The following is a 20061-nucleotide window of genomic DNA, read 5'->3' on the forward strand; positions in this document are numbered from 1 at the left end:
TTGTATTTTTTAAACTTTATGAAGAGGAGGATGGTGTATATTTGTTTACCGGTTTAGTTGAAGAAATAGGGACAATCAACAACATTCATCAAAACGGACAGACTTTAGTAATTGCTATTAAAGCTAACAAAATATTATCTGATATACAATTAGGCGACAGTATTGCCGTTAACGGTGTTTGTCTTACAGTGACAAACTTTTCTAAAAATCATTTCGAAGTAGATGTCATGCCTGAAACATTTAATGATACTACATTAAGATTTTTAAAAGTAGGTTCTAAAGTAAATTTGGAACGTGCATTAGCTGCAAATGGTCGTTTTGGGGGTCATTTTGTCACCGGACATACTGATGGAATCGGATTAATAAGGAAACGAAGCTATTTTGAAAATGCTATTTTAATAGAAATCGAAATACCAGAGGAGTTTAATCATCTTGTAATAGAAAAAGGTTCAATTGCTATTGATGGCACCTCCTTGACAATATTTAAATCGAGTCAAAACACGATTACAATTTCACTTATTCCGCACACTGCTAAAGCATCTATTCTTGGTTCTAAGAGAGAAGGAGAAAAGGTAAATTTAGAATTTGATATGATGGCAAAATATTTCTATTCTTTCATGCAAAATAAAAGTCAAACAACAAAGTCAAAAGGTATTGCAATTGAATTTCTAAAAGAAAATGGATTTTAATAAATGCCTTAATTGTTTAAAAAAGGAGTGAAATAAATCCAATGTTTAATTCGATAGAGGAAGCTCTGGTGGATTTAAAACAAGGAAAAATTATCATTGTAGTAGATGATGAAGATCGTGAAAATGAGGGTGACTTTTTAGCACTTGCTGATTTAGCTACGCCAGAGACCATAAATTTTATGGCAAAAGAAGGTAGAGGATTAATTTGCACACCGATTACCGAAGAAATTGCCAATCGATTAGATTTACATCCTATGGTAGAAAATAACACGGATGCTAAACAAACAGCTTTTACTGTTTCTATTGACCATAAAGAAACTACAACTGGCATTAGTGCATTTGAACGCTACTATACAATTTCAAAAATTGTTGATTCAAAAAGTAAAGCTCAAGACTTTAATAGACCAGGGCATGTGTTTCCTTTAATCGCAAAAAATGGAGGAGTATTAAGTCGTCCTGGTCATACAGAAGCTGCAATTGATTTTGCTAGATTAGTCGGAGTAAACCCGGTTGCAATTATTTGTGAAATTATGAATGATGATGGAACAATGGCACGTTTAGAAAATCTTGTACAAATTACTCAGCGATTTGAATGCAAATTAGTATCAATTGAACAATTACAAGAATACTTACTGGGACAGCAAGTTAGTATATAAGAGAATTAGACAACTTGTTGTGCTATTTTTAGTTTAATATAAAGAATGATATGAGGAGAGATTGAAATGAAAAAAGTATTTGAAGGTAAATTAATAGGTACAGGACTTAAATTTGCTATTGTCGTTTCCCGATTTAATGAATTTATTAATGGACGTTTGTTAACAGGTGCAGAAGATGGTTTAAAAAGACATGGTGTGGATGATGAAAATGTAGAAATATTTTGGGTACCAGGTGCATTTGAAATTCCTTTAACTGCACAAAAATTAGCTGAGACTAGAAAATATGATGCTGTTATTACACTCGGAACGGTAATCAGGGGTGCAACACCACATTTTGATTATGTAAGTAATGAAGTTGCAAAGGGTGTGGCAGCTGCAAGTATGGAGACTGGTGTGCCAATAATTTTCGGTGTTTTAACTACAGATACAATTGAACAAGCAATTGAACGTGCAGGTACAAAAGCTGGTAATAAAGGATATGATGCAGCTGTATCAGCTATTGAACTTGCAAATTTATATAAAGAAATCGCGAATTAACAGTTAAAATAGTTTAATATTTGAGCTTCTATATAAAAATCCTTAGCTGCGAAATAGCAGTTAAGGACTTTTTAGTTAAAATTATTTAATAAATGTGGCGATAAACTCCAATTACTTTACCTAATATTTTTACATTCTCTACAATAATCGGTGCCATTGTTGAATTTTCTGGCTGTAAGCGAATATAATTCTTTTCTTTATAAAAACGTTTAACCGTTGCCTCATAATCTTCAGTCATGGCAACAACAATATCTCCATTTTCAGCTGTGTTTTGTTGACGAACAACTACATAGTCCCCATCTAATATCCCAGCTTCAATCATACTATCACCCATAATTTCAAGCATGAAAACTTGATCGCCAGCTGGTGCCATTTTTTCCGGTAAAGGAAAATAATCTTCAATATTTTCAACAGCTGTAATTGGTTGTCCTGCAGTAACACGTCCAACAATTGGAATGTTACGAACGGGTACTTCAGGTTCTTCAAATTCTTTTCCATCTAATATTTCAATCGCTCTCGGTTTTGTTGGATCTCTCCGTATTATCCCTTTACTTTCTAAACGAGCTAAATGACCATGAACAGTCGAACTAGATGATAAACCGACAGCTTGACCAATTTCACGAACAGATGGCGGATAACCTTTTTCACGTACTTCTTGTTTAATAAAATCTAGTATTTCTTGTTGACGTTTTGATAGTTTGGTCATAATTTCCACCTCACAAACATATTTTTTAATAGTATACCATGACGGACAGGTGTTTGACAAACGTAAGTTCGTTAAATAATCGAACAGATTTTCGTAAAAACAGTTGACACAAATGTATGTTCGTATTATAATTAATTTAACAAAACACGAACAAATATTCGATGGGGTGAGGAACATGATTTTACAAAGATTATGGAAAAATTATTGTTATGTTATTCTATTAATAGTAATTTCAATTGCATTTAGTTTCGTTTATGTGTTTACAATGACAGATTCTAGTAATATAGAACAAGAAAATCAAAATAATGATAGTTATCAACAAGTAGAATATGCAATTGAATGGAATGAACATAGTAATTAATTTCATAGAAAATGGGTAAGTAGGTGTTAAGTTGCAAGCAATTATATATTGTCGAGTAAGTACGGAAAAAGAAGCACAGGAAACATCAATTCAAAGACAAGAAGAAGAGTTGTTACAGTTAGCTAAGCAATATAACTTTCATGTAGTAAAAGTTATTAAAGAAAAAGCAAGTGGTTACGATCTAGACCGCTCTGGAATTTTAGAAGTCATGGAATATTTAGAAAATATGGATGAACGTATTTTATTAATTCAAGATGAAACTCGTTTAGGTAGAGGAAATGCTAAAATTGCGTTACTACACGTATTAAATAAACTCGGTGTTAAAATTTTTACAATTTCTGATTATGGTGAATTGCAATTATCAGAAGCTGATTCTATGGTACTAAAAATTGTTGGTCTTGTAGAGGAATATCAAAGAAAATTACATAATATTAAAATTAAACGGGGAATGGAACGGGCAATTCAAAATGGGTATCGTCCTGAAAAAAATTTAGCAAAACGAGGAACGAATGCAGGACGAGACAAAATAGAAGTACCAATTGAAGAAATTGTTCGCCTTCGCAATAAAGGATTAACGTTTTATGATATAGCCGCAACTTTAAGAGGTTTCGGATATGATGTATCAAAGGCTACAGTTCATCGTCGTTATCAAGAATATAAAGAGGAGCATCAATTGGATAGATAATGATGCTCTTTTTTATTGCTTCTAGTGAAAAAATCTTATACGATATACTAGGTGTATTTTTGTACTTAAAAATAACGATTTCCTATAAATATAAATGAAAGAGGTATTTAGATATGATTTCTAAGGAAAAATTAGCAAGAATTAATGAATTAGCAGCAAAAAAGAAAAGAGAAGGTCTAACTGAAGAAGAAGCAAAAGAACAGTCTCGGTTACGTAGTGAATATTTACAAAATGTTCGACAACAAGTATTAAATACAATTGAAAATGTAACAATCGTCGATACAAAAGGTAATGATGTTACACCTGAAAAAATCAAACAAATAAAATTGCGTAAAAAGAACCACTGAACGGTAAACGTATAATAATTATACTTCATTTAAACTCCAGTTTTATAGCAAAGTACTGTTTCGACAAAGATAGACCTTATTTTCACAATAATATGACATAAATTTTAACCCTTTTCATATACAATATAAAGAATAATAGGAAATATGAGTAAATTGAGAAGGGGTTGTGAAAATGAGGAGATACGATTTGTATATTATAGATGAGCAATTTATAAACTATTATTACGGTCGGGAACGGATTTTTTATAATTTATTTAAGGAATATAATGAAGCCAACCTTCCGTTGAAAAAATTACTTGCTAAACAAATCAATTATATAACAAAATCAATGCCAACCCTAAGACTTCATAAACGATTAAGTGAACAATTAAGTAAACATAAAGATTATTATATGAAAGATGGAGTATATTGTTTAGAAAGCGGGACAAGCTCAGCTCGTTTAATGATAGAAGATAGAAAATGTATCTTATATGCCACAGGGAATATTCATGCTGAAATGCTCTTTTTTGAAGTACTACGAAAAACGGATTTAAACTTTTTAGCTGTTGATATTAAAAACGAACGTTTTGGATGGATTAAGCCAATGAAAGAGAAGCATTATATATAAGAGGGAATTGATCTTTTGGAATCAATTTTGATTCCAATATTCTTTTCTAAATCGAAATTTGTAAAATATACTTGATAAAAATGAAATAAAATGGAAAAATAGTTTATGTTGTCGTATTGTAAAAATTACATACGTTTAGTAAACTGTTTTATAGACAACATGAAGGAGGATAAAAGTTATGCCGTGGTGGGGATATTTACTAATTGTTATTGCGTTACTCGGTGGTATTGCCATCGGATTTTTCTTAGCACGTAAATACATGATGGACTACTTAAAGAAAAATCCACCAATCAATGAACAAATGATCCGAGTTATGATGATGCAAATGGGTCAAAAACCATCCCAGAAGAAAATTAATCAAATGATGAATATGATTAATAAGCAACAACAAAAATAATTACTAAATTTGTAACAACTATCTAAATCATAATTCATTATCCTAACATAGGGATAGCCTTATGTTTAATTGAATAAATGATTAGGTGAATAAAAAGCAAAATGATCACTTCATCCGTATTATGTTTACATAGTAGTCGGAAGGTGGTCATTTTTTTTACATAATTAAATAAAATAAAAATATGTTATTTTGTATTAACTATATGGGTTTGCTATAAATTTATAAATCTTTGCCAATAATATAAAAATTTGGTAAACTAATATAGTTCGAGAATCGAATAATTCGATATTTTTTTATTGTTAGTTTGGAGGATGGACATGAAGGTCTTTCGAGATTTAGCTTGGTTTTTCAAACAAGAGAAAAAAGCGTACTTATCTGGAATATTTATGTTATTTTTAGTTGCGATTTTACAACTTTTACCTCCCCGGGTAATTGGTATTGTCGCTGATGAAATCGGAGCTCGGACACTTACTTTGGGGAAACTAGGTTTATGGATTGCTGTTTTAATAGTTGCAGGATTACTTATGTATGTATTTCGCTACTATTGGCGAATTTATATTTTTGGTGCATCGGTAAAATTAGCAAGAATTCTAAGGACACGTCTTTATGAGCATTTTACAAAGATGTCTTCTCATTTTTACCAAAGAAAGCGAATTGGAGACTTAATGGCTCATGCTACAAATGATATTCAAGCTATTCAACAAACAGCAGGATCCGGAGTTTTAACTTTAGTAGATTCATTACTAACAGGTGGATTTGTCATTATCGCAATGGCTACGACCATTAGTTGGAAATTGACTTTGATTGCTCTTCTACCTATGCCAATCATTGCCCTTTTAACAAACTGGTACGGAACAAAATTACATGCTCGCTTTAAAAAGGCACAAGAGGCCTTTTCCTTTTTAAATGATAAAACCCAAGAAAGTATATCTGGAATTAAAGTTATAAAAACCTTTGGCCAAGAAAAGGAAGATATAAATGACTTTAAAAAACTTTCCGATGAAGTCGTTGAAAAAAATATTGCCGTTGCTAAAGTAGATTCTTTATATGATCCTACAATATCGGCTTGTGTCGGTATATCTTTCTTTCTATCAATTGGTTTTGGCGCAAAGTTTGTTTTAGACGGTAGTATTACGCTAGGGGATCTAATTGCTTTTAATACATATTTAGGTTTACTCATTTGGCCAATGCTTGCCTTTGGTTGGTTTTTCAATATTGTTGAACGTGGGAGTGCGTCATACGATCGGGTAAGTCGACTTTTAAATGAAAAAATTGACATAAAAGATCATGAACATGCCATTATTGAAAGTCCTAAAGGTAATATTGAAGTAAATATTGCAAAATTCTGTTACCCGGATAATGAAAAGACAGTTTTAAAAAATATTAAGTTTACTTTAGGACAGGGGAAAACCCTAGGAATTGTTGGAAAAACAGGGGCAGGGAAAACAAGTTTATTAAAACTTCTGTTACGTGAATTTGAAGGTTATGAAGGTGAGATTCGAATTGGTGGCAAAGAAATAAAAGAGTATCGTTTAAATGCCTTAAGAAAAGCTTTTGGCTATGTACCACAAGAGCATTTTCTATTCTCTGCTAGTATCAAAGAGAATATTGCCTTTGCGAAGCCAGATGCATCGGAAGAGGAGATCCATTTAGCTGCTAAAATCGCGGCAGTCCATGATGATATTTTAGGCTTTGCAGAAGGTTATGATACGGTTGTTGGTGAGCGTGGTGTAAGTTTATCTGGAGGACAAAAACAGCGAATTTCAATTGCTCGAGCAATTCTATTAAACCCTGAAATATTAATTTTAGATGACTCGTTATCTGCCGTTGATGCGAAAACAGAGGAAACAATACTTGCTTCTCTGAAAGAAAATCGTCAAGGGAAAACGACGATCATTACTGCTCACAGACTTAGTGCCATTCAGCATGCAGATTTAATCATCGTTTTAGATGAGGGGAAAATTGCCCAACAAGGTGTGCATAAAACATTGATGAAGGAAGATGGTTGGTATAAAGATATGTATCTTCATCAACAACTTGAGGCACTTGTAGAACATGGAGGGTAATTATAGATGGATGAAATTAGAGTTCTTAGTTCGAAAGAGCAAAGAAAGGTTATGTTTCGCTTAATTAAATATGCGAAACCACATATTAAACCAATTATCTTTGCCTTTCTCTTATTATGTTTAGTTACGGTTGGAGAAGTAACTGGCCCAATTTTAATTAAAATTTTTATTGATGACTATATAGCAAAAAATAATATTGTAGCAGGACCAATCATTACTTTAGCAGTAATTTATCTGTTTATACAAATAGCAAACGCTTTTTTAATGTATTTACAGTCATTAAAATTTCAAGAAATAGCGTTAAAAATTATCCAACAACTGCGGATTGATGTTTTTTCAAAGGTTCAAGCTTTAGGTTTACGGTATTTTGATAAAACACCTGTTGGAACAATCGTTTCCCGTGTAACGAATGATACGGAAGCAATAAAAGAAATGTTTGTTAGTGTCCTAGCAATCTTTATTCAAAGCTTTTTCCTATTCATTGGTATTTTTGCTGCGATGTTCATTCTTGATGTTAAATTAGCAGCTCTTTGTTTACTTTTTTTACCTGTCTTAATTTGGATAATTCATATGTATCGGAAATTAAGTTCTAAATCTTTCTCAGCATTAAGAGAACTGATTGGACAATTAAATGCGAAGTTAAATGAGTCATTACAAGGTATGTCGATTATTCAAGTTTTTCGCCAAGAACAGCGGATGAGTAAAGAATTTAATGATCTTAATAGTCGCCATTATGATGCAGGGATTCACAATATTAAAATTAACGGGTTATTACTTCGTCCTGCCGTTGATTTAGTACATATTGTAGCAATCATCATTGTGTTAAGCTTTTTTGGAATTACTTCTATGGAAACGACAATTGAAATTGGAGTTTTATATGCTTTTGTAAACTATATTTCTCGATTTTTTGAACCAGTAAACCAAGTGATGCAGCAATTAACATTTTTCCAACAAGCAATTGTTTCTTCTGCAAGGGTGTTTAAATTATTAGATGAAAAAGAATTAGCACCCCAACAAAAAAATGATCCACAAGCAGTTATTCAAGATGGAAAAATTGAATTTCGTAATGTAACTTTTTCCTATGACGGAAAGCAAGATGTTTTGAAAAATATTACTTTTACTGCTAATCCTGGAGAAACCGTTGCATTAGTTGGTCATACTGGAAGTGGAAAAAGTTCGATTATCAACATATTGATGAGATTTTATGAGTTTGAACATGGAGATATTTTAATTGATGGTAAGTCTATTAAAGATTATGATATTAATGAATTGAGAGACAATATGGGACTCGTCTTACAGGATTCATTCCTGTTTTATGGAACAATTAAAGACAATATAAGACTTCATAATTTAAATATTTCCGATGAAGATATTAAAGAAGCAGCTAAGTTCGTGCAAGCTGATAAATTTATTGAAAAGCTGCCAGATGGATATAATCAACAAGTGACCGAAAGAGGATCGACTTTCTCTAGTGGTCAGCGTCAATTATTAGCATTTGCTCGAACGATGGCAACAAATCCAAAAATATTAATTTTAGACGAAGCAACTGCAAATATTGATACGGAAACAGAAGAGATGATTCAACAAGCTCTTGAAAAAATGAGGGAGGGTAGAACAACAATTGTAATCGCCCACCGATTATCAACGATTCAAGATGCTGATTTAATTCTCGTCTTACATAAAGGGGAAATTGTTGAGCGAGGAAATCACCAACAATTACTTGCTGAAAAAGGTTTATATTATAAAATGTATTTATTACAAAATGGTTTGGCGGAAAATATTGCTGAAGTTGTTCAACATAAGGTGTAAATCCGTTTGGATAGCTAGTACATTATAAAGTAAAACAAGTGTTATATTTTAAATTAATTTGGTACAATAAAATCAATAATTACTAATTCTGAATTTCTAACTTATTTTTTCATAAATTTCCAGATCAGTCAGCATGAATAAAAAAGCCTTATTAGGAGGTATTTTGTTGACGGATATTAATATATATTTAGCATTTGGTGCTGGCGTTTTAAGTTTTATTTCACCTTGTGTGCTACCGATTTATCCAGCCTTTTTGTCTTATATTACAGGGATGAGTATCGGGGAATTGAAAGAGGAGAATATTCAACTTAAACGAAGAAGCTTATTACATACTATTTCATTTCTTTTAGGTTTTTCAATAGTTTTTGTAGTATTAGGTTTAAGTACTACTTATGTATATAGCCTGTTTGTCCAAAATATGGATCTCATCAGACAAATAGGTGCCATTTTTATTATTTTATTCGGGTTAATTACAGCAGGTATATTTACCCCAAGTTTATTAATGAGAGAAAAACGGTTTGAATTTAAAAATAAACCATCTGGTTATTTTGGTTCTGCACTAGTTGGTTTAACATTTGCAGCCGGTTGGACACCGTGTATGGGTCCTATTTTAGGTGCAGTTATTGCCTTATCAGCCTCATATCCTACTGCTGGGTTTGTTTATATGACAGCCTATGTGTTAGGATTTGCCATCCCTTTTTTAGTAATGTCGTTTTTTATCGGAAAATTGTCATGGATCCGCAAACATAATGTATTAATGATGAAAATTGGCGGATATTTAATGATTGCGACCGGTATTCTATTATTCTTTGATTTAATGAACGTCTTTATCAGCTGGTTAACAGTTCTTTCCGGTGGATTTCAAGGATTTTGAGCTTTCTAGAGGAGGATATTATCGTGGGAAATGTTTTAGTAGTTGATGATGCAAAGTTTTTACGATTGACCATTGCAAAAGCGATTGAAAAAACGGAACATAAAGTTATTGGAGAGGCTGAAAACGGAAAAGAAGCAGTGTTAAAGTATTTAGAATTAAAGCCTGATTTAGTAATTATGGATATTACAATGCCGGATATGAACGGGATAGAGGCAGTTAAACAAATAAAGCAAAACGATCCAAATGCGAAAATTATTATGTGTTCTGCTATGGGGCAACATAAAATGGTTGTTGATGCAATAGAAGCTGGAGCGAAAGATTTTATTGTGAAACCATTTGATGAAGGACGACTGATTGAAGCGATAGAAAAAAATATAGAAGACTAAATAAATGAGGTTATCCTAAAATGATAGTTTAAAGGATAACCTCTTTTTTATTGAAAGAGATGTTCATATTGGTCGATATTTATATTCATTTCATGAAGTTTTTTTCTTAAAAATTTATGATCACGTTTAGGTGTGGCAATTATATATCCTTTTATAATAATATCATTTGTAATTTTAGCTGCTTTCTCTTTTAAGGCAATTTCCCCGATTTTCCCTTGAATTTTTTGACGGGCAACATCACGAAACGGTTTCGGTACAGGTGACACTAACTCTTCTAGCAAAGAAAGTGTATTCCTATCCCATAGATCTTTCGTTTTTTCAACATAATAAATTTCCCAATCTAAATCCGATTTACCGTCTTTTTTCGGAAGGCTTTTTAAAAATTTTCGAAACATAAAAAAGCCACCGATTCCAAGTAAGGTTGGAAGTAAAATTATCCATAAAAGGATAAACCATTGAAACCATTCGTCCAGCATAAAATCCCCCCTAAACTAAAATCCAATCGAAATAAATATAATTTTAAAAATATTCAAATCCATTATATCAAATATTAATATTTTGGAAAATAATCTAGTCAACTATGTGTTTTTTCTAGTTTTTTGATAGAAGCATATTATTATAAAAATTGTTTTATGGGTGTTACGATTAAAGAAAAAAATGAGGAGGTGCGATTTTGGTAAATAAAATTGGCCTAGATGCAGGTGGAACATTATTAAAAATGGTTTATTACGAATCTGGACATATGCATTATAAAAAGTATCAAATTTCCGAGATGGAAAAGCTAACAAACTGGTTAAACATTGTTCATAGACAAGGAACAGTTTTTATTACTGGTGGTAGGGCGAAACTTTTACAAGAAAAATTAATGCTAAGGTCTTTTCTCGTCAATGAATTCCAAGCAATTGTTGAAGGCTCAAAAAGACTATTAGAAGAAGAAAAGGGTATAATGAATGAGGGATATATTTTAATAAATATCGGTACTGGAACTTCGATTTTTCATGTATCACCGAATCATTTTGAACGAATAACGGGAACCGGAATGGGTGGCGGGACATTTATCGGTTTAGGTACACTTTTAGCAAAAAATAGCAATTATTCATTTTTAATCGATCAAGCTAATAAAGGTGACCGCTCAAAAATCGACTTACTTGTAAAAGATATTTACACGAAGGATCAACCTCCACTTATTGGTGACTTAACAGCTGCTAATTTTGGGAAAGTAAATAAAAATGGAGATTTTCCGAATAGAGGACCAATTGGCAGGGCTTATCCAGATGATTGCAGAAAATATTATGTTACTCGCCATTGAAGCGGCAAAACAAAAAAACGTGAAAAAGATTGTTTTTATCGGTGGTATGTTAGAAGGAAATAAATTGTTAACACAAAATTTGGAGCGGTTTACGCCTTTAATGAGTCTTGAACCAATATTTTTATCAAATGGCATCTATACCGGTGCAATTGGTGCATTAAATAGTAACATTGACTAACCATTAGGTATTCACCTATTTATTCAACTCCCCATATAATTTAAAAGGGACTTTTTTAACAAGAGCAGAACATCTTTTCATCCTTTAAGGAGTGGTATTTTGAAAAAGGAAATCCGTTACTTTGCCGGTGGTAATACAGCAAAAGGTTTTGTTGAATTTTTTGATTCGAATTTTCAAGATTTAGAGCGTTTATATATTTTAAAAGGGGGACCAGGTACAGGTAAGTCATCCTTAATTAAATCAATTGGTAACGAATGGGGAGAAAAAGGTTATTTTATCGAATGGATTCATTGTTCATCAGATCCTGACTCAATCGATGCCATTATTTTACCTGAGTTAAAAGTCGGTATCGTTGATGGTACTAATCCCCATGTAATAGAACCGAAATATCCTGGTGTTGTAGATGATTATGTTAACTTAGGAATTGCTTGGGATCGAAACGAATTATTAGATCAAAAAGATGAAATTATTTCTCTTACAAATCAGGTGAAGGAAGGATTCAAAAAGGCTTATGATAGTTTTGCCCAAGGTTTAGCTTTACATGATGAATTAGAGAAAATTTTTATTAATGAAATGGACTTTGATAAAGCAAATCAACTAGCAGAACATTGGATTCAAAAATTAATCCTGAATGAGCAAAGGAGTTCGATAGGAAGCAGTAAAATATATAAACGATTTTTAGGTGCTACAACCCCAATTGGGCCTGTTGACTTTGTAGAAAACATAACTGAAGACTTAAATCGTTATTTCATTAAAGGAAGAGCGGGTAGTGGGAAATCCACAATGTTAAAAAAGATAGCGAAAGCCGCTAATGAAAAGGGGTATGACGTGGAGGTTTATCATTGTGGCTTTGACCCTAATAGTCTAGATATGGTTGTTGTACGTGAATTGAATTTTTCCATTTTTGATAGCACTGCTCCCCATGAATATTATCCGACGAAAGAATCGGATACAATTATTGATTTATATGAGTTGTTAATAACCCCGGGAACGGATGAAAAATATGCAAGTGATATCAAGGACGCGACAGATAAATATAAAAGCAAATTGAAGGAAGGTATTCAACATTTAGCGAAAACGAAAGAAATTCGTGATCAACTGGAGCAAATTTATATTAAAGCAATGGACTTTAGTATTGTTGATAAAATTCGTGATCAAATTAACGAAGAAATGAAATCTATGATAAAAAAATAAACCTAATATTTACTTTATATCTTCATTTTGAATAAAAATTTAATAAAAATTTCAGGGGCTAATGCAAGCCTCTTTATTTATTTTATAAAGTTTAATATTATTTTATTAAGTTAGTTTTTTTCACACATTAATGATAATTTTTATTAATAATTCACATAGGGCTAAAATTGGAATTATATAATATATTTATAGATGAAATTGGGAGGAATTAGTTTGAAAACATCACTTTCAAAAGAGATTGGTTCATGGATTAAAGCAATAGCAATTGCGTTTATCATCGTATTTATATGTAGAAAATATTTATTTACAGCTACAACCGTTTATGGAGAATCGATGGAACCAACTTTTTCTGAATTTGATCGGATTATTGTAGGAAAACATACGAGTATTGAACGGTTTGATATTATTGTATTTCAATCACCAGACTCTGACGAATATTATATTAAAAGAGTTATTGGCCTCCCAGGTGATCATATTGAAATGAAGGATAATATTTTATATATAAACGGTAAAAAGCATCTCGAACCATATTTAATGAATGAAAATGTACAACAATTTCGAAATGCTACAGGTGATTTTACATTGCAAGAACTGACAGGTAAAGACGTTGTGCCGGAAGAAACTTTATTTGTTTTAGGAGACAATCGATTAAACAGTTATGACAGTCGTTTTTTTGGATTTGTTCCATTTAATACTGTTTTAGGTGAAGTTAAATTCCGTTACTATCCACTTGAAGAAATCGGGATGCCAAAATAAAGTTAGTTTACATGTGGGCTGATTTAATCAGCCCTATTTTAATTATATATAGTTTTTCCGAATTGAAATTGTTATAATTCTACTGAGGTGAAAGAGTTTGAAACAACAAGAGATTAAAATGAAGGATACTAAAGTGACAAAAACATCACTTGTTTTGCCACCTGATACAAATTCCCATGGCACTTTATTTGGCGGTAAATTACTATCATACATAGATGATATTGCTTCAATATCTGCATTGAAACTTTGTCGAAAACCAGTTGTAACCGCGTCAATCGATTCAGTAGACTTTATTCAACCAATTCGTGAAGGTGATGCTGTCACATTAGAAGCAATGGTAACATGGACAGGACAAACTTCGATGGAAGTACTTGTAAAAATTACAACGGAAGACTTATTGACAGGAGAAAAAGTTTTGGCAGCTTTATCATTTCTTACTTTCGTCGCACTAGATGAAAATGGAAAACCAACCTTAGTTCCGAAGGTAGTTCCTGAAACAGATAAGGAAAAATGGTTAAATTCTGGTGGTGAACAACGAGCAAAATATAGAAAGATGCGGAGATCCCATAGTAAAGAGCTCATTGAATTTTTCAATGATAACGAATAGTTAGGAGTGGCTGAAGTGAAAAGATGTGGTTGGGTAACAGATGACCCGATATACATTCAGTATCATGACAATGAATGGGGAGTACCAGTATTTGATGATCAACAACTATTCGAAATGCTAACTCTAGAAGGAGCACAAGCTGGATTAAGCTGGATTACAATATTAAAGCGACGAGAAAATTATAAACAGGCCTTTGATCAATTTATCATTGAAAAGGTAGCGAATTATTCTGAGGAAAAAATACAAGCTTTACTTCAAAACGAAAAAATTATTCGTAACGAGAAAAAAATTCGTTCTGCTGTTACAAATGCAAAACGAATTATAGATATACAAGAAGAATACGGTAGTTTCTCAAATTTTCTCTGGAGCTATGTAAACCATCAACCAATTATTAATCATTGGTCAACGCTAGAAGAAGTTCCTGCAAATACTGAATTAAGCAAAACGATTAGTAAAGATTTAAAGAAAAGAAGCTTTGCATTTATAGGTCCGACTATTATTTATTCATTTATGCAAGCAATTGGTATGGTTAATGATCATCTAATTACATGTTTTTGTCATCCAAATCAAAAAGGATTCAATTGATATACAATCTAGATGATTTAAAGGTCTTATTTACCATAACTATACTAGTATTGATTTTAAAAACTTATAACGCTTAATCATACAATAGCCTGACTGAATGAAATGTACATAGGATTTCTAGGTCAGGTTTTTTTCTTTTAAAAAAGAATATTGCAATCGATCTATTATCAGTTATAATATAATTAAACTTCAGAATATAAAAAATATTAAGGAAATAAATAACAAGATGACAAATCTCTCCTCCTCCTATGAGTGATATAGAAAATGAAGTTTACATATTTAAACCTTTTATCCCATTATTAATTAATTAGTATAGATACACCTTGTATCGAAATCGCTTACAATGCATTTTTCAAAAACCATATTTTCTATGACATTTAATAAACAACAGACCAATGTTTTACTCACTTTATATATTACATCTATATATAACAATGCCATGCTTTTTATGAATAGTTGAATATTTGGGGGTGATAATTAATTTATCAATTTTGTATATCGAAAAGTAAATGTCAAGGAGTATTAATAAAAATGGCAACTGTCTGTTAAGAGGAGGGTTTTTATGTCTAATAAAGTTTGGCAAAAATTTTATCCCGCACATATTAAAAGTGAAATAGACATACCAAATGTCTCATTACCTGAAATGTTAAATGAAACAATTAAAAAATATCCTAATCATGCTGCTATATACTTTTTTGGAAAGGAAATTTCTTATACACAATTAGGAAAGTTAACCGATCTATTTGGAGCGGCATTGCAGGAAAAAGGGATAAAAAAGGGCGAACGAGTAGCCATTATGTTACCTAACTGTCCGCAATATATTATTAGTTACTATGGAACATTGAAGGCAGGAAATATAGTAACACAAGTGAACCCAATGTATACTCCGCATGAATTAGAATACCTCCTAAAAGACTCAAGTGCAAAAGCAATTGTCGTTTATGAACCATTAATCCCAGTTTTACAACAAGTCATTGATAAAACCTCTATCGAACTCGTTATAAAAGTAAACTTCAAAGGGGTCACTAGTCAAGAAGAGGCTATTATTGACTTCGATACATTTATAACATCCGCAAAAAAACCTATTCAACAAGTTAACATTAAACCGGAAGAAGATATTGCAGTTTTACAATATACGGGTGGAACGACTGGACGTTCAAAAGGTGCTATGTTGACCCATCGAAATTTGTACGCAAATGTTCTACAATGCTACGAGTTTTTTAAAGACTTTATCAATCTTGGAGAGGATCGCAGATTATCCGTTATACCGTTTTTCCATGTGTATGGTATGACATCATGTATGAATTTAACTATTTTTACAGGCTCAATGAATATTATTCTACCAAGATTTGAAGTGGAAGAAGTTTTAGAAACAATTAAAAACACAAAACCAACATCATTCCCTGGTGTTCCAACGATGTATATAGCCTTAATTAACCACCCGAATGCACAAAAATACGGAATTGATAGTATTAAAGTCGTAAATAGTGGTAGTGCTCCAATGCCTGTTGAAGTGATGAAGTCCTTTGAACAACAGACAGGGGCAAAAATTCTCGAAGGTTATGGATTATCTGAAGCCTCTCCGACAACACACTGTAACCCGATATTCGGTACGAGGAAACCTGGTAGTGTTGGGATAGGTTTACCGAATACAGATTATAAAATAGTTGATTTAGAAACGGGTACTCAAGACTTAAAACCTGGCGAAATTGGAGAGTTGATTATTAAAGGACCACAAGTGATGAAAGGTTATTGGAATATGCCAGAAGAAACAGCGAATACACTTAGAAATGGGTGGTTATTCACAGGAGATATCGCTTATATGGATGATGATGGTTATTTATATATTGTAGATAGGAAAAAAGATATGATTATTGCTAGTGGTTATAATGTTTATCCACGGGAAGTGGAAGAAGTACTTTATGAACATCCTTCAATAAAAGAGGCTGTTGTCATTGGCGTTCCTGATGCATATCGAGGGGAAAATGTGAAAGCCGTTGTTGTTTTAAAAGAAGGTGAACACTTAAGTGAAAATGAGTTAATGGATTACTGTCGGGAAAAACTAGCATCGTACAAAGTACCTAGAATAGTAGAGTTTCGAGAAGAATTACCGAAATCAAGTATAGGAAAAATTTTACGAAGAACAATAAGAGAAGAAACATTAGAAAAATAAAAAAATCAGTTAATTCTTTTCCGTCAATTTTATAAAAATTTTATTGGAAGCAGCTTTCTTGGCTGCTTCTACTATTGTATTAAAAGTAATATTGAATACTTGCTAAAAAGATTAAGTAGCCTTAAAATGAAAATATAGTCCGAAAAATCTGAAATAACAAATAAATCGATCGATAAAATTAATTTACCTTAACTAGAATAATACAAATACTATTAGATAGTTTGAAAGGATGATTGAATGAGGTTGCAAGGTAAGGTAACGATTATTACCGGTGGAGGAGGTGGGATTGGTAGAGCTACAGCAGTTCGCTTTGCTCAAGAAGGTGCACGACTTTTGATAGCAGATTTAAATGAAGAAGAAAGTATTACAACAGTTAATTTAGTAAAAGAAATAGGCGGTACTGCTGAATTTATTAGAACTGATGTTACGAAAGCGGAAGAAGTAGAAAAAATGGTAGATGAGACAATACGTATATTCGGAAAACTAGATATTTTATTTAATAATGCAGGAACAGGAAGCGGTGAGAAAAAAATTCCTGATATTAACCTTGAAGACTGGCAGCGGGTAATTGATGTTAATTTAACAGGAGTTTTCCTCGGATTAAAATATGCATTACCTAAAATGCAGTCAGGAGGTGCAATAATAAACACATCTAGTATTGCTGGAATAAAAGGACAAAAACTACTTGGACCTTACACCGCTTCGAAAAGTAGTGTAATTGCATTAACAAAAGCAGCCTCAACAGAATTTGGTAGGAAAAATATACGTGTAAATGCAATTGCACCTGGAGTAATAGAAACTAACATGGTAAGTGATTGGAAAAAAACCGATAAATGGCCTATTTTATCTACCGCAAATGCTTTAAAAAGAATTGGAAAACCAGAAGAAGTTGCCAATGCGGTATTATTTTTAGTATCAGATGAAGCTTCTTTTATTACTGGAGAAACTTTAATAATAGATGGTGGAACTTTAAATCTTTGAAATTAAAATATAAAGCAATGTGTAGAAGAGCTTAATTGATTAATAAAATTTACAGAAAAAGGTAAAAAGTTGAAACATAGAAACTCGTGACGTTACATTTGATTTTGATTATAGTAATTTACAGACTCATAAGTATCAAAACTTATGTAAGTAAAAATTTCAATGTTTATTGATTGAATATTCATTCAATATATCAATTTATAAAATAAAAATTAGGAGGTTTTACAATGTCTGAAAAACATGTATTAAAAGAAGTGTTAGATGGCGTTTTATATTTAAAATTAAATCGTCCTGAACGATTAAATGCCTTTAGTCCAGAAATGATTTCTACTTTAAAAGAATCAATTGAACAAGCAAAAACAGACGATTCTATTCGTGTTATTGTAATTTCAGGGGTGGGGCGTTCCTTTTGCTCCGGTGGTGATGTAAAAACAATGGGAAGTCGAGAGCCACTTGTTACTTACAAACATATTGGCAAATTAAATGAGTTAATTTTAACAATGCAGTCAATCGAAAAGCCGATTATTGCTGCAGTTCATGGGTATGCTGCAGGTGCAGGATTTAATCTAGCATTAGCGTGTGATTTAATCGTAGCAGCTGACAATAGTAAATTTGTCCTTAGTTTTTCGAAAGTTGGTTTAGTATCTGACGGAGGAGGTCATTACTTTTTATCTCGAGTAATCGGTCCTTATCGTGCGAAAGAGTTATTATTTAATGCCGAGCCAATCGATGTTGAAGAAGCTAATCGATTAGGTATTGTAAACCAGGTATTTCCGATAGAACATTTTGAGGAGAAAGTTGTGGCATATGCGAATAAAATTGCACAAGGTCCAACCGTTGCCTATGGATTTATTAAAAAACTCGTTGACCAATCTTTAAATTCCACTTTGAAAGAAATTTTAGAGCAGGAGCAAATAACTCAAGCAACTGTTGTAACAACTGAAGATCATAAAGAAGGCGTACTTGCTTTTAAAGAGAAACGTGAGCCAAACTTCGGAAAGCATAAAGTTTATTAAAATATCAAAATTATGTACATCTAATTTTAAATCTGGAGGAGAAGGCAATGGAAAAAATGAACCGAATGATAGTTTTAGCGAGCAGACCGATCGGAATGCCGACAAAAGAAAACTTTAGAATGGAATATAGTTCAATTCCGGAAATAAGTGATGGACAAGTTTTAATAAAATCAATTTATTTATCTGTTGATCCTTATATGCGTGGACGAATGAGTGGTATTAAAACATATATTGACCCATTTGAAGTAGATAAACCATTAGTTGGCGGAGTTGTTGGTAAAATTGTCGACTCAAAAAATCCGTCATTTAAAGTAGGAGAATTTGTTGAAGGGCGCTTACCTTGGGCTGATTATTCAATTTCATCAGGTAAAAATATCCGTAAAATCGATCCGAAACTTGCACCTATATCAACCGCATTAGGCGTAGCTGGTATGCCAGGCCTTACCGCCTATTTCGGTATGGTAGATATCGGAAAACCGAAGGCTGGTGAAACCGTCGTTGTTTCAGGTGCAGCAGGTGCTGTTGGATCAGTTGCTGGTCAAATTGCAAAATTAAAAGGTTGTAGAGTAGTAGGCATTTCCGGATCGCAAGAAAAAATTGATTTTCTTATAAATGAACTCGGTTTTGATGCTGCGATAAATTATAAGTCTAATAATCTTTTTTCAGCATTAAAGGAGGCTTGTCCTAACGGTGTAGATGTTTATTTTGATAATGTTGGGGGAGAAGTTTCAGACTTGATGATGAAATTGATGAACTTTCATTCTCGTATCGTATTATGTGGGCAAATTTCACAATATAATAACACGGAAATTGAGTACGGACCAAGATTTCAAGGAAAGCTCGTTACCCACAGTATTTTAATGCAAGGTTTCATCGTTTCGAATTATGTTAAACGATTTAATGAAGGATATGAACAATTAGGCAAATGGATTCAGGAAGGGAAAATCAAATATCGTGAGACGATTACTGACGGTTTGGAAAATGCCCCAGATGCATTTATCGGTCTTTTTAAAGGAGAAAATATAGGAAAACAATTGGTACGTGTTGTTAAAGAGGATTAGCATAATATTAATCTTGCTAAATACTATATAGATTTTTTTATCAAATTTATAACAATCAAACAAAGTTTGAGTAAATAACAA

Annotated in this window: 23 protein-coding genes and 1 pseudogene; 22 read left to right on the top strand and 2 right to left on the bottom strand. The window is 32.3% G+C overall.

Annotated features, from left to right (window positions below):
• Positions 1-41 precede the first annotated feature (41 nt).
• From ribE to ribH, 3 genes and pseudogenes are all read left to right on the top strand, one after another.
• Positions 42-689: a riboflavin synthase gene (gene ribE / locus GW534_RS05080; protein WP_161919978.1), complete on the top strand. Its 648-nt coding sequence runs from the start codon at positions 42-44 to the stop codon at positions 687-689.
• Positions 690-730: 41 nt separating this feature from the next.
• Positions 731-1318: pseudogene (gene ribB / locus GW534_RS05085) on the top strand (3,4-dihydroxy-2-butanone-4-phosphate synthase); the annotation flags it as partial.
• A 93-nt stretch (positions 1319-1411) separates the two neighbouring features.
• On the top strand, positions 1412-1882 hold the full coding sequence (gene ribH / locus GW534_RS05090) for a 6,7-dimethyl-8-ribityllumazine synthase (RefSeq protein WP_161919980.1): 471 nt from the start codon (positions 1412-1414) through the stop codon (positions 1880-1882).
• Between the two features lie 85 nt (positions 1883-1967).
• Here the strand turns inward: ribH and lexA are convergent, their stop codons facing one another.
• A complete protein-coding gene (lexA, locus tag GW534_RS05095) occupies positions 1968-2588 on the bottom strand; it encodes a transcriptional repressor LexA (protein ID WP_161919981.1) in 621 nt (206 codons plus the stop codon).
• 103 nt (positions 2589-2691) lie between these two features.
• Between lexA and GW534_RS05100 the strand changes: the two genes are divergently transcribed.
• The 9 genes from GW534_RS05100 (at position 2692) to GW534_RS05140 (ending at position 10120) form a co-directional block, all read left to right on the top strand.
• Positions 2692-2949: a hypothetical protein gene (locus GW534_RS05100; protein WP_161919982.1), complete on the top strand. Its 258-nt coding sequence runs from the start codon at positions 2692-2694 to the stop codon at positions 2947-2949.
• Positions 2950-2980: 31 nt separating this feature from the next.
• Positions 2981-3634 (top strand): YneB family resolvase-like protein, encoded by a 654-nt coding sequence (locus GW534_RS05105; RefSeq protein ID WP_161919983.1) that lies wholly within the window; start codon positions 2981-2983, stop codon positions 3632-3634.
• Between the two features lie 113 nt (positions 3635-3747).
• On the top strand, positions 3748-3981 hold the full coding sequence (locus tag GW534_RS05110) for a DUF896 domain-containing protein (protein ID WP_161919984.1): 234 nt from the start codon (positions 3748-3750) through the stop codon (positions 3979-3981).
• Positions 3982-4153: 172 nt separating this feature from the next.
• The gene (gene sirA, locus GW534_RS05115) at positions 4154-4588 is read left to right on the top strand and encodes a sporulation inhibitor of replication protein SirA (protein ID WP_161919985.1); all 435 of its coding nucleotides are present in this window, start codon (positions 4154-4156) and stop codon (positions 4586-4588) included.
• 178 nt (positions 4589-4766) lie between these two features.
• Positions 4767-4985, top strand: coding sequence for a YneF family protein (locus GW534_RS05120; RefSeq protein ID WP_161919986.1), 219 nt, complete (start codon positions 4767-4769; stop codon positions 4983-4985).
• Positions 4986-5302: 317 nt separating this feature from the next.
• Positions 5303-7051 (top strand): ABC transporter transmembrane domain-containing protein, encoded by a 1749-nt coding sequence (locus GW534_RS05125; protein WP_161919987.1) that lies wholly within the window; start codon positions 5303-5305, stop codon positions 7049-7051.
• A 6-nt stretch (positions 7052-7057) separates the two neighbouring features.
• Positions 7058-8860 carry an ABC transporter ATP-binding protein gene (locus tag GW534_RS05130; RefSeq protein WP_161919988.1) on the top strand — a complete coding sequence of 601 codons (1803 nt, stop codon included), beginning with the start codon at positions 7058-7060 and terminating at the stop codon, positions 8858-8860.
• Positions 8861-9026: 166 nt separating this feature from the next.
• Positions 9027-9734: a cytochrome c biogenesis CcdA family protein gene (locus GW534_RS05135; protein WP_161919989.1), complete on the top strand. Its 708-nt coding sequence runs from the start codon at positions 9027-9029 to the stop codon at positions 9732-9734.
• A 23-nt stretch (positions 9735-9757) separates the two neighbouring features.
• Complete coding sequence (locus GW534_RS05140; protein ID WP_161919990.1) at positions 9758-10120, top strand: response regulator; 363 nt, start codon at positions 9758-9760, stop codon at positions 10118-10120.
• A 47-nt stretch (positions 10121-10167) separates the two neighbouring features.
• On the opposite strand, the gene GW534_RS05145 is transcribed toward GW534_RS05140, so the two are convergent.
• Entirely contained in the window at positions 10168-10596 is a 429-nt protein-coding gene (locus tag GW534_RS05145) for a DUF2621 family protein (RefSeq protein ID WP_161919991.1), read from the bottom strand.
• Positions 10597-10793: 197 nt separating this feature from the next.
• Here GW534_RS05145 and GW534_RS05150 point away from each other — a divergent pair, with 197 nt between their 5' ends.
• The 10 genes from GW534_RS05150 to GW534_RS05195 all read left to right on the top strand — a co-directional run bounded on the left by GW534_RS05150 (position 10794) and on the right by GW534_RS05195 (position 19980).
• Entirely contained in the window at positions 10794-11429 is a 636-nt protein-coding gene (locus tag GW534_RS05150; protein ID WP_161919992.1) for an acetate and sugar kinases/Hsc70/actin family protein, read from the top strand.
• The gene (locus tag GW534_RS16650; protein WP_161919993.1) at positions 11395-11607 is read left to right on the top strand and encodes an acetate and sugar kinases/Hsc70/actin family protein; all 213 of its coding nucleotides are present in this window, start codon (positions 11395-11397) and stop codon (positions 11605-11607) included. The genes GW534_RS05150 and GW534_RS16650 overlap by 35 nt, the downstream gene beginning before the upstream one ends.
• Positions 11608-11703: 96 nt before the next feature.
• Positions 11704-12801, top strand: coding sequence for a PRK06851 family protein (locus tag GW534_RS05160; protein ID WP_161920000.1), 1098 nt, complete (start codon positions 11704-11706; stop codon positions 12799-12801).
• A 213-nt stretch (positions 12802-13014) separates the two neighbouring features.
• A complete protein-coding gene (gene lepB / locus GW534_RS05165) occupies positions 13015-13557 on the top strand; it encodes a signal peptidase I (RefSeq protein ID WP_281351972.1) in 543 nt (180 codons plus the stop codon).
• A gap of 118 nt (positions 13558-13675) precedes the next feature.
• Entirely contained in the window at positions 13676-14164 is a 489-nt protein-coding gene (locus GW534_RS05170) for an acyl-CoA thioesterase (protein ID WP_161920001.1), read from the top strand.
• A 15-nt stretch (positions 14165-14179) separates the two neighbouring features.
• A complete protein-coding gene (locus GW534_RS05175) occupies positions 14180-14749 on the top strand; it encodes a DNA-3-methyladenine glycosylase I (RefSeq protein ID WP_312854630.1) in 570 nt (189 codons plus the stop codon).
• Positions 14750-15311: 562 nt separating this feature from the next.
• On the top strand, positions 15312-16922 hold the full coding sequence (locus GW534_RS05180; RefSeq protein ID WP_161919996.1) for a long-chain-fatty-acid--CoA ligase: 1611 nt from the start codon (positions 15312-15314) through the stop codon (positions 16920-16922).
• A 237-nt stretch (positions 16923-17159) separates the two neighbouring features.
• The gene (locus GW534_RS05185; RefSeq protein WP_161919997.1) at positions 17160-17903 is read left to right on the top strand and encodes an SDR family oxidoreductase; all 744 of its coding nucleotides are present in this window, start codon (positions 17160-17162) and stop codon (positions 17901-17903) included.
• A gap of 227 nt (positions 17904-18130) precedes the next feature.
• Positions 18131-18919, top strand: coding sequence for an enoyl-CoA hydratase/isomerase family protein (locus tag GW534_RS05190; RefSeq protein WP_161919998.1), 789 nt, complete (start codon positions 18131-18133; stop codon positions 18917-18919).
• A 56-nt stretch (positions 18920-18975) separates the two neighbouring features.
• On the top strand, positions 18976-19980 hold the full coding sequence (locus GW534_RS05195; protein WP_161920002.1) for an NADP-dependent oxidoreductase: 1005 nt from the start codon (positions 18976-18978) through the stop codon (positions 19978-19980).
• Positions 19981-20061 lie beyond the last annotated feature (81 nt).

It is taken from the genome of Pallidibacillus pasinlerensis (assembly GCF_009996845.1).
GTDB lineage: Bacteria > Bacillota > Bacilli > Bacillales > Caldibacillaceae > Pallidibacillus > Pallidibacillus pasinlerensis.

Coding starts and splice junctions, on each gene's coding strand:
- ribH (WP_161919980.1), top strand. CDS start 1,412: ATGAAAAAAGTATTTGAAGGTAAATTAATAGGTACAGGACTTAAATTT.
- lexA (WP_161919981.1), bottom strand. CDS start 2,588: ATGACCAAACTATCAAAACGTCAACAAGAAATACTAGATTTTATTAAA.
- GW534_RS05110 (WP_161919984.1), top strand. CDS start 3,748: ATGATTTCTAAGGAAAAATTAGCAAGAATTAATGAATTAGCAGCAAAA.
- sirA (WP_161919985.1), top strand. CDS start 4,154: ATGAGGAGATACGATTTGTATATTATAGATGAGCAATTTATAAACTAT.
- GW534_RS05120 (WP_161919986.1), top strand. CDS start 4,767: ATGCCGTGGTGGGGATATTTACTAATTGTTATTGCGTTACTCGGTGGT.
- GW534_RS05125 (WP_161919987.1), top strand. CDS start 5,303: ATGAAGGTCTTTCGAGATTTAGCTTGGTTTTTCAAACAAGAGAAAAAA.
- GW534_RS05130 (WP_161919988.1), top strand. CDS start 7,058: ATGGATGAAATTAGAGTTCTTAGTTCGAAAGAGCAAAGAAAGGTTATG.
- GW534_RS05145 (WP_161919991.1), bottom strand. CDS start 10,596: ATGCTGGACGAATGGTTTCAATGGTTTATCCTTTTATGGATAATTTTA.
- GW534_RS16650 (WP_161919993.1), top strand. CDS start 11,395: ATGATTGCAGAAAATATTATGTTACTCGCCATTGAAGCGGCAAAACAA.
- GW534_RS05170 (WP_161920001.1), top strand. CDS start 13,676: ATGAAGGATACTAAAGTGACAAAAACATCACTTGTTTTGCCACCTGAT.
- GW534_RS05180 (WP_161919996.1), top strand. CDS start 15,312: ATGTCTAATAAAGTTTGGCAAAAATTTTATCCCGCACATATTAAAAGT.
- GW534_RS05185 (WP_161919997.1), top strand. CDS start 17,160: ATGAGGTTGCAAGGTAAGGTAACGATTATTACCGGTGGAGGAGGTGGG.
- GW534_RS05190 (WP_161919998.1), top strand. CDS start 18,131: ATGTCTGAAAAACATGTATTAAAAGAAGTGTTAGATGGCGTTTTATAT.
- GW534_RS05195 (WP_161920002.1), top strand. CDS start 18,976: ATGAACCGAATGATAGTTTTAGCGAGCAGACCGATCGGAATGCCGACA.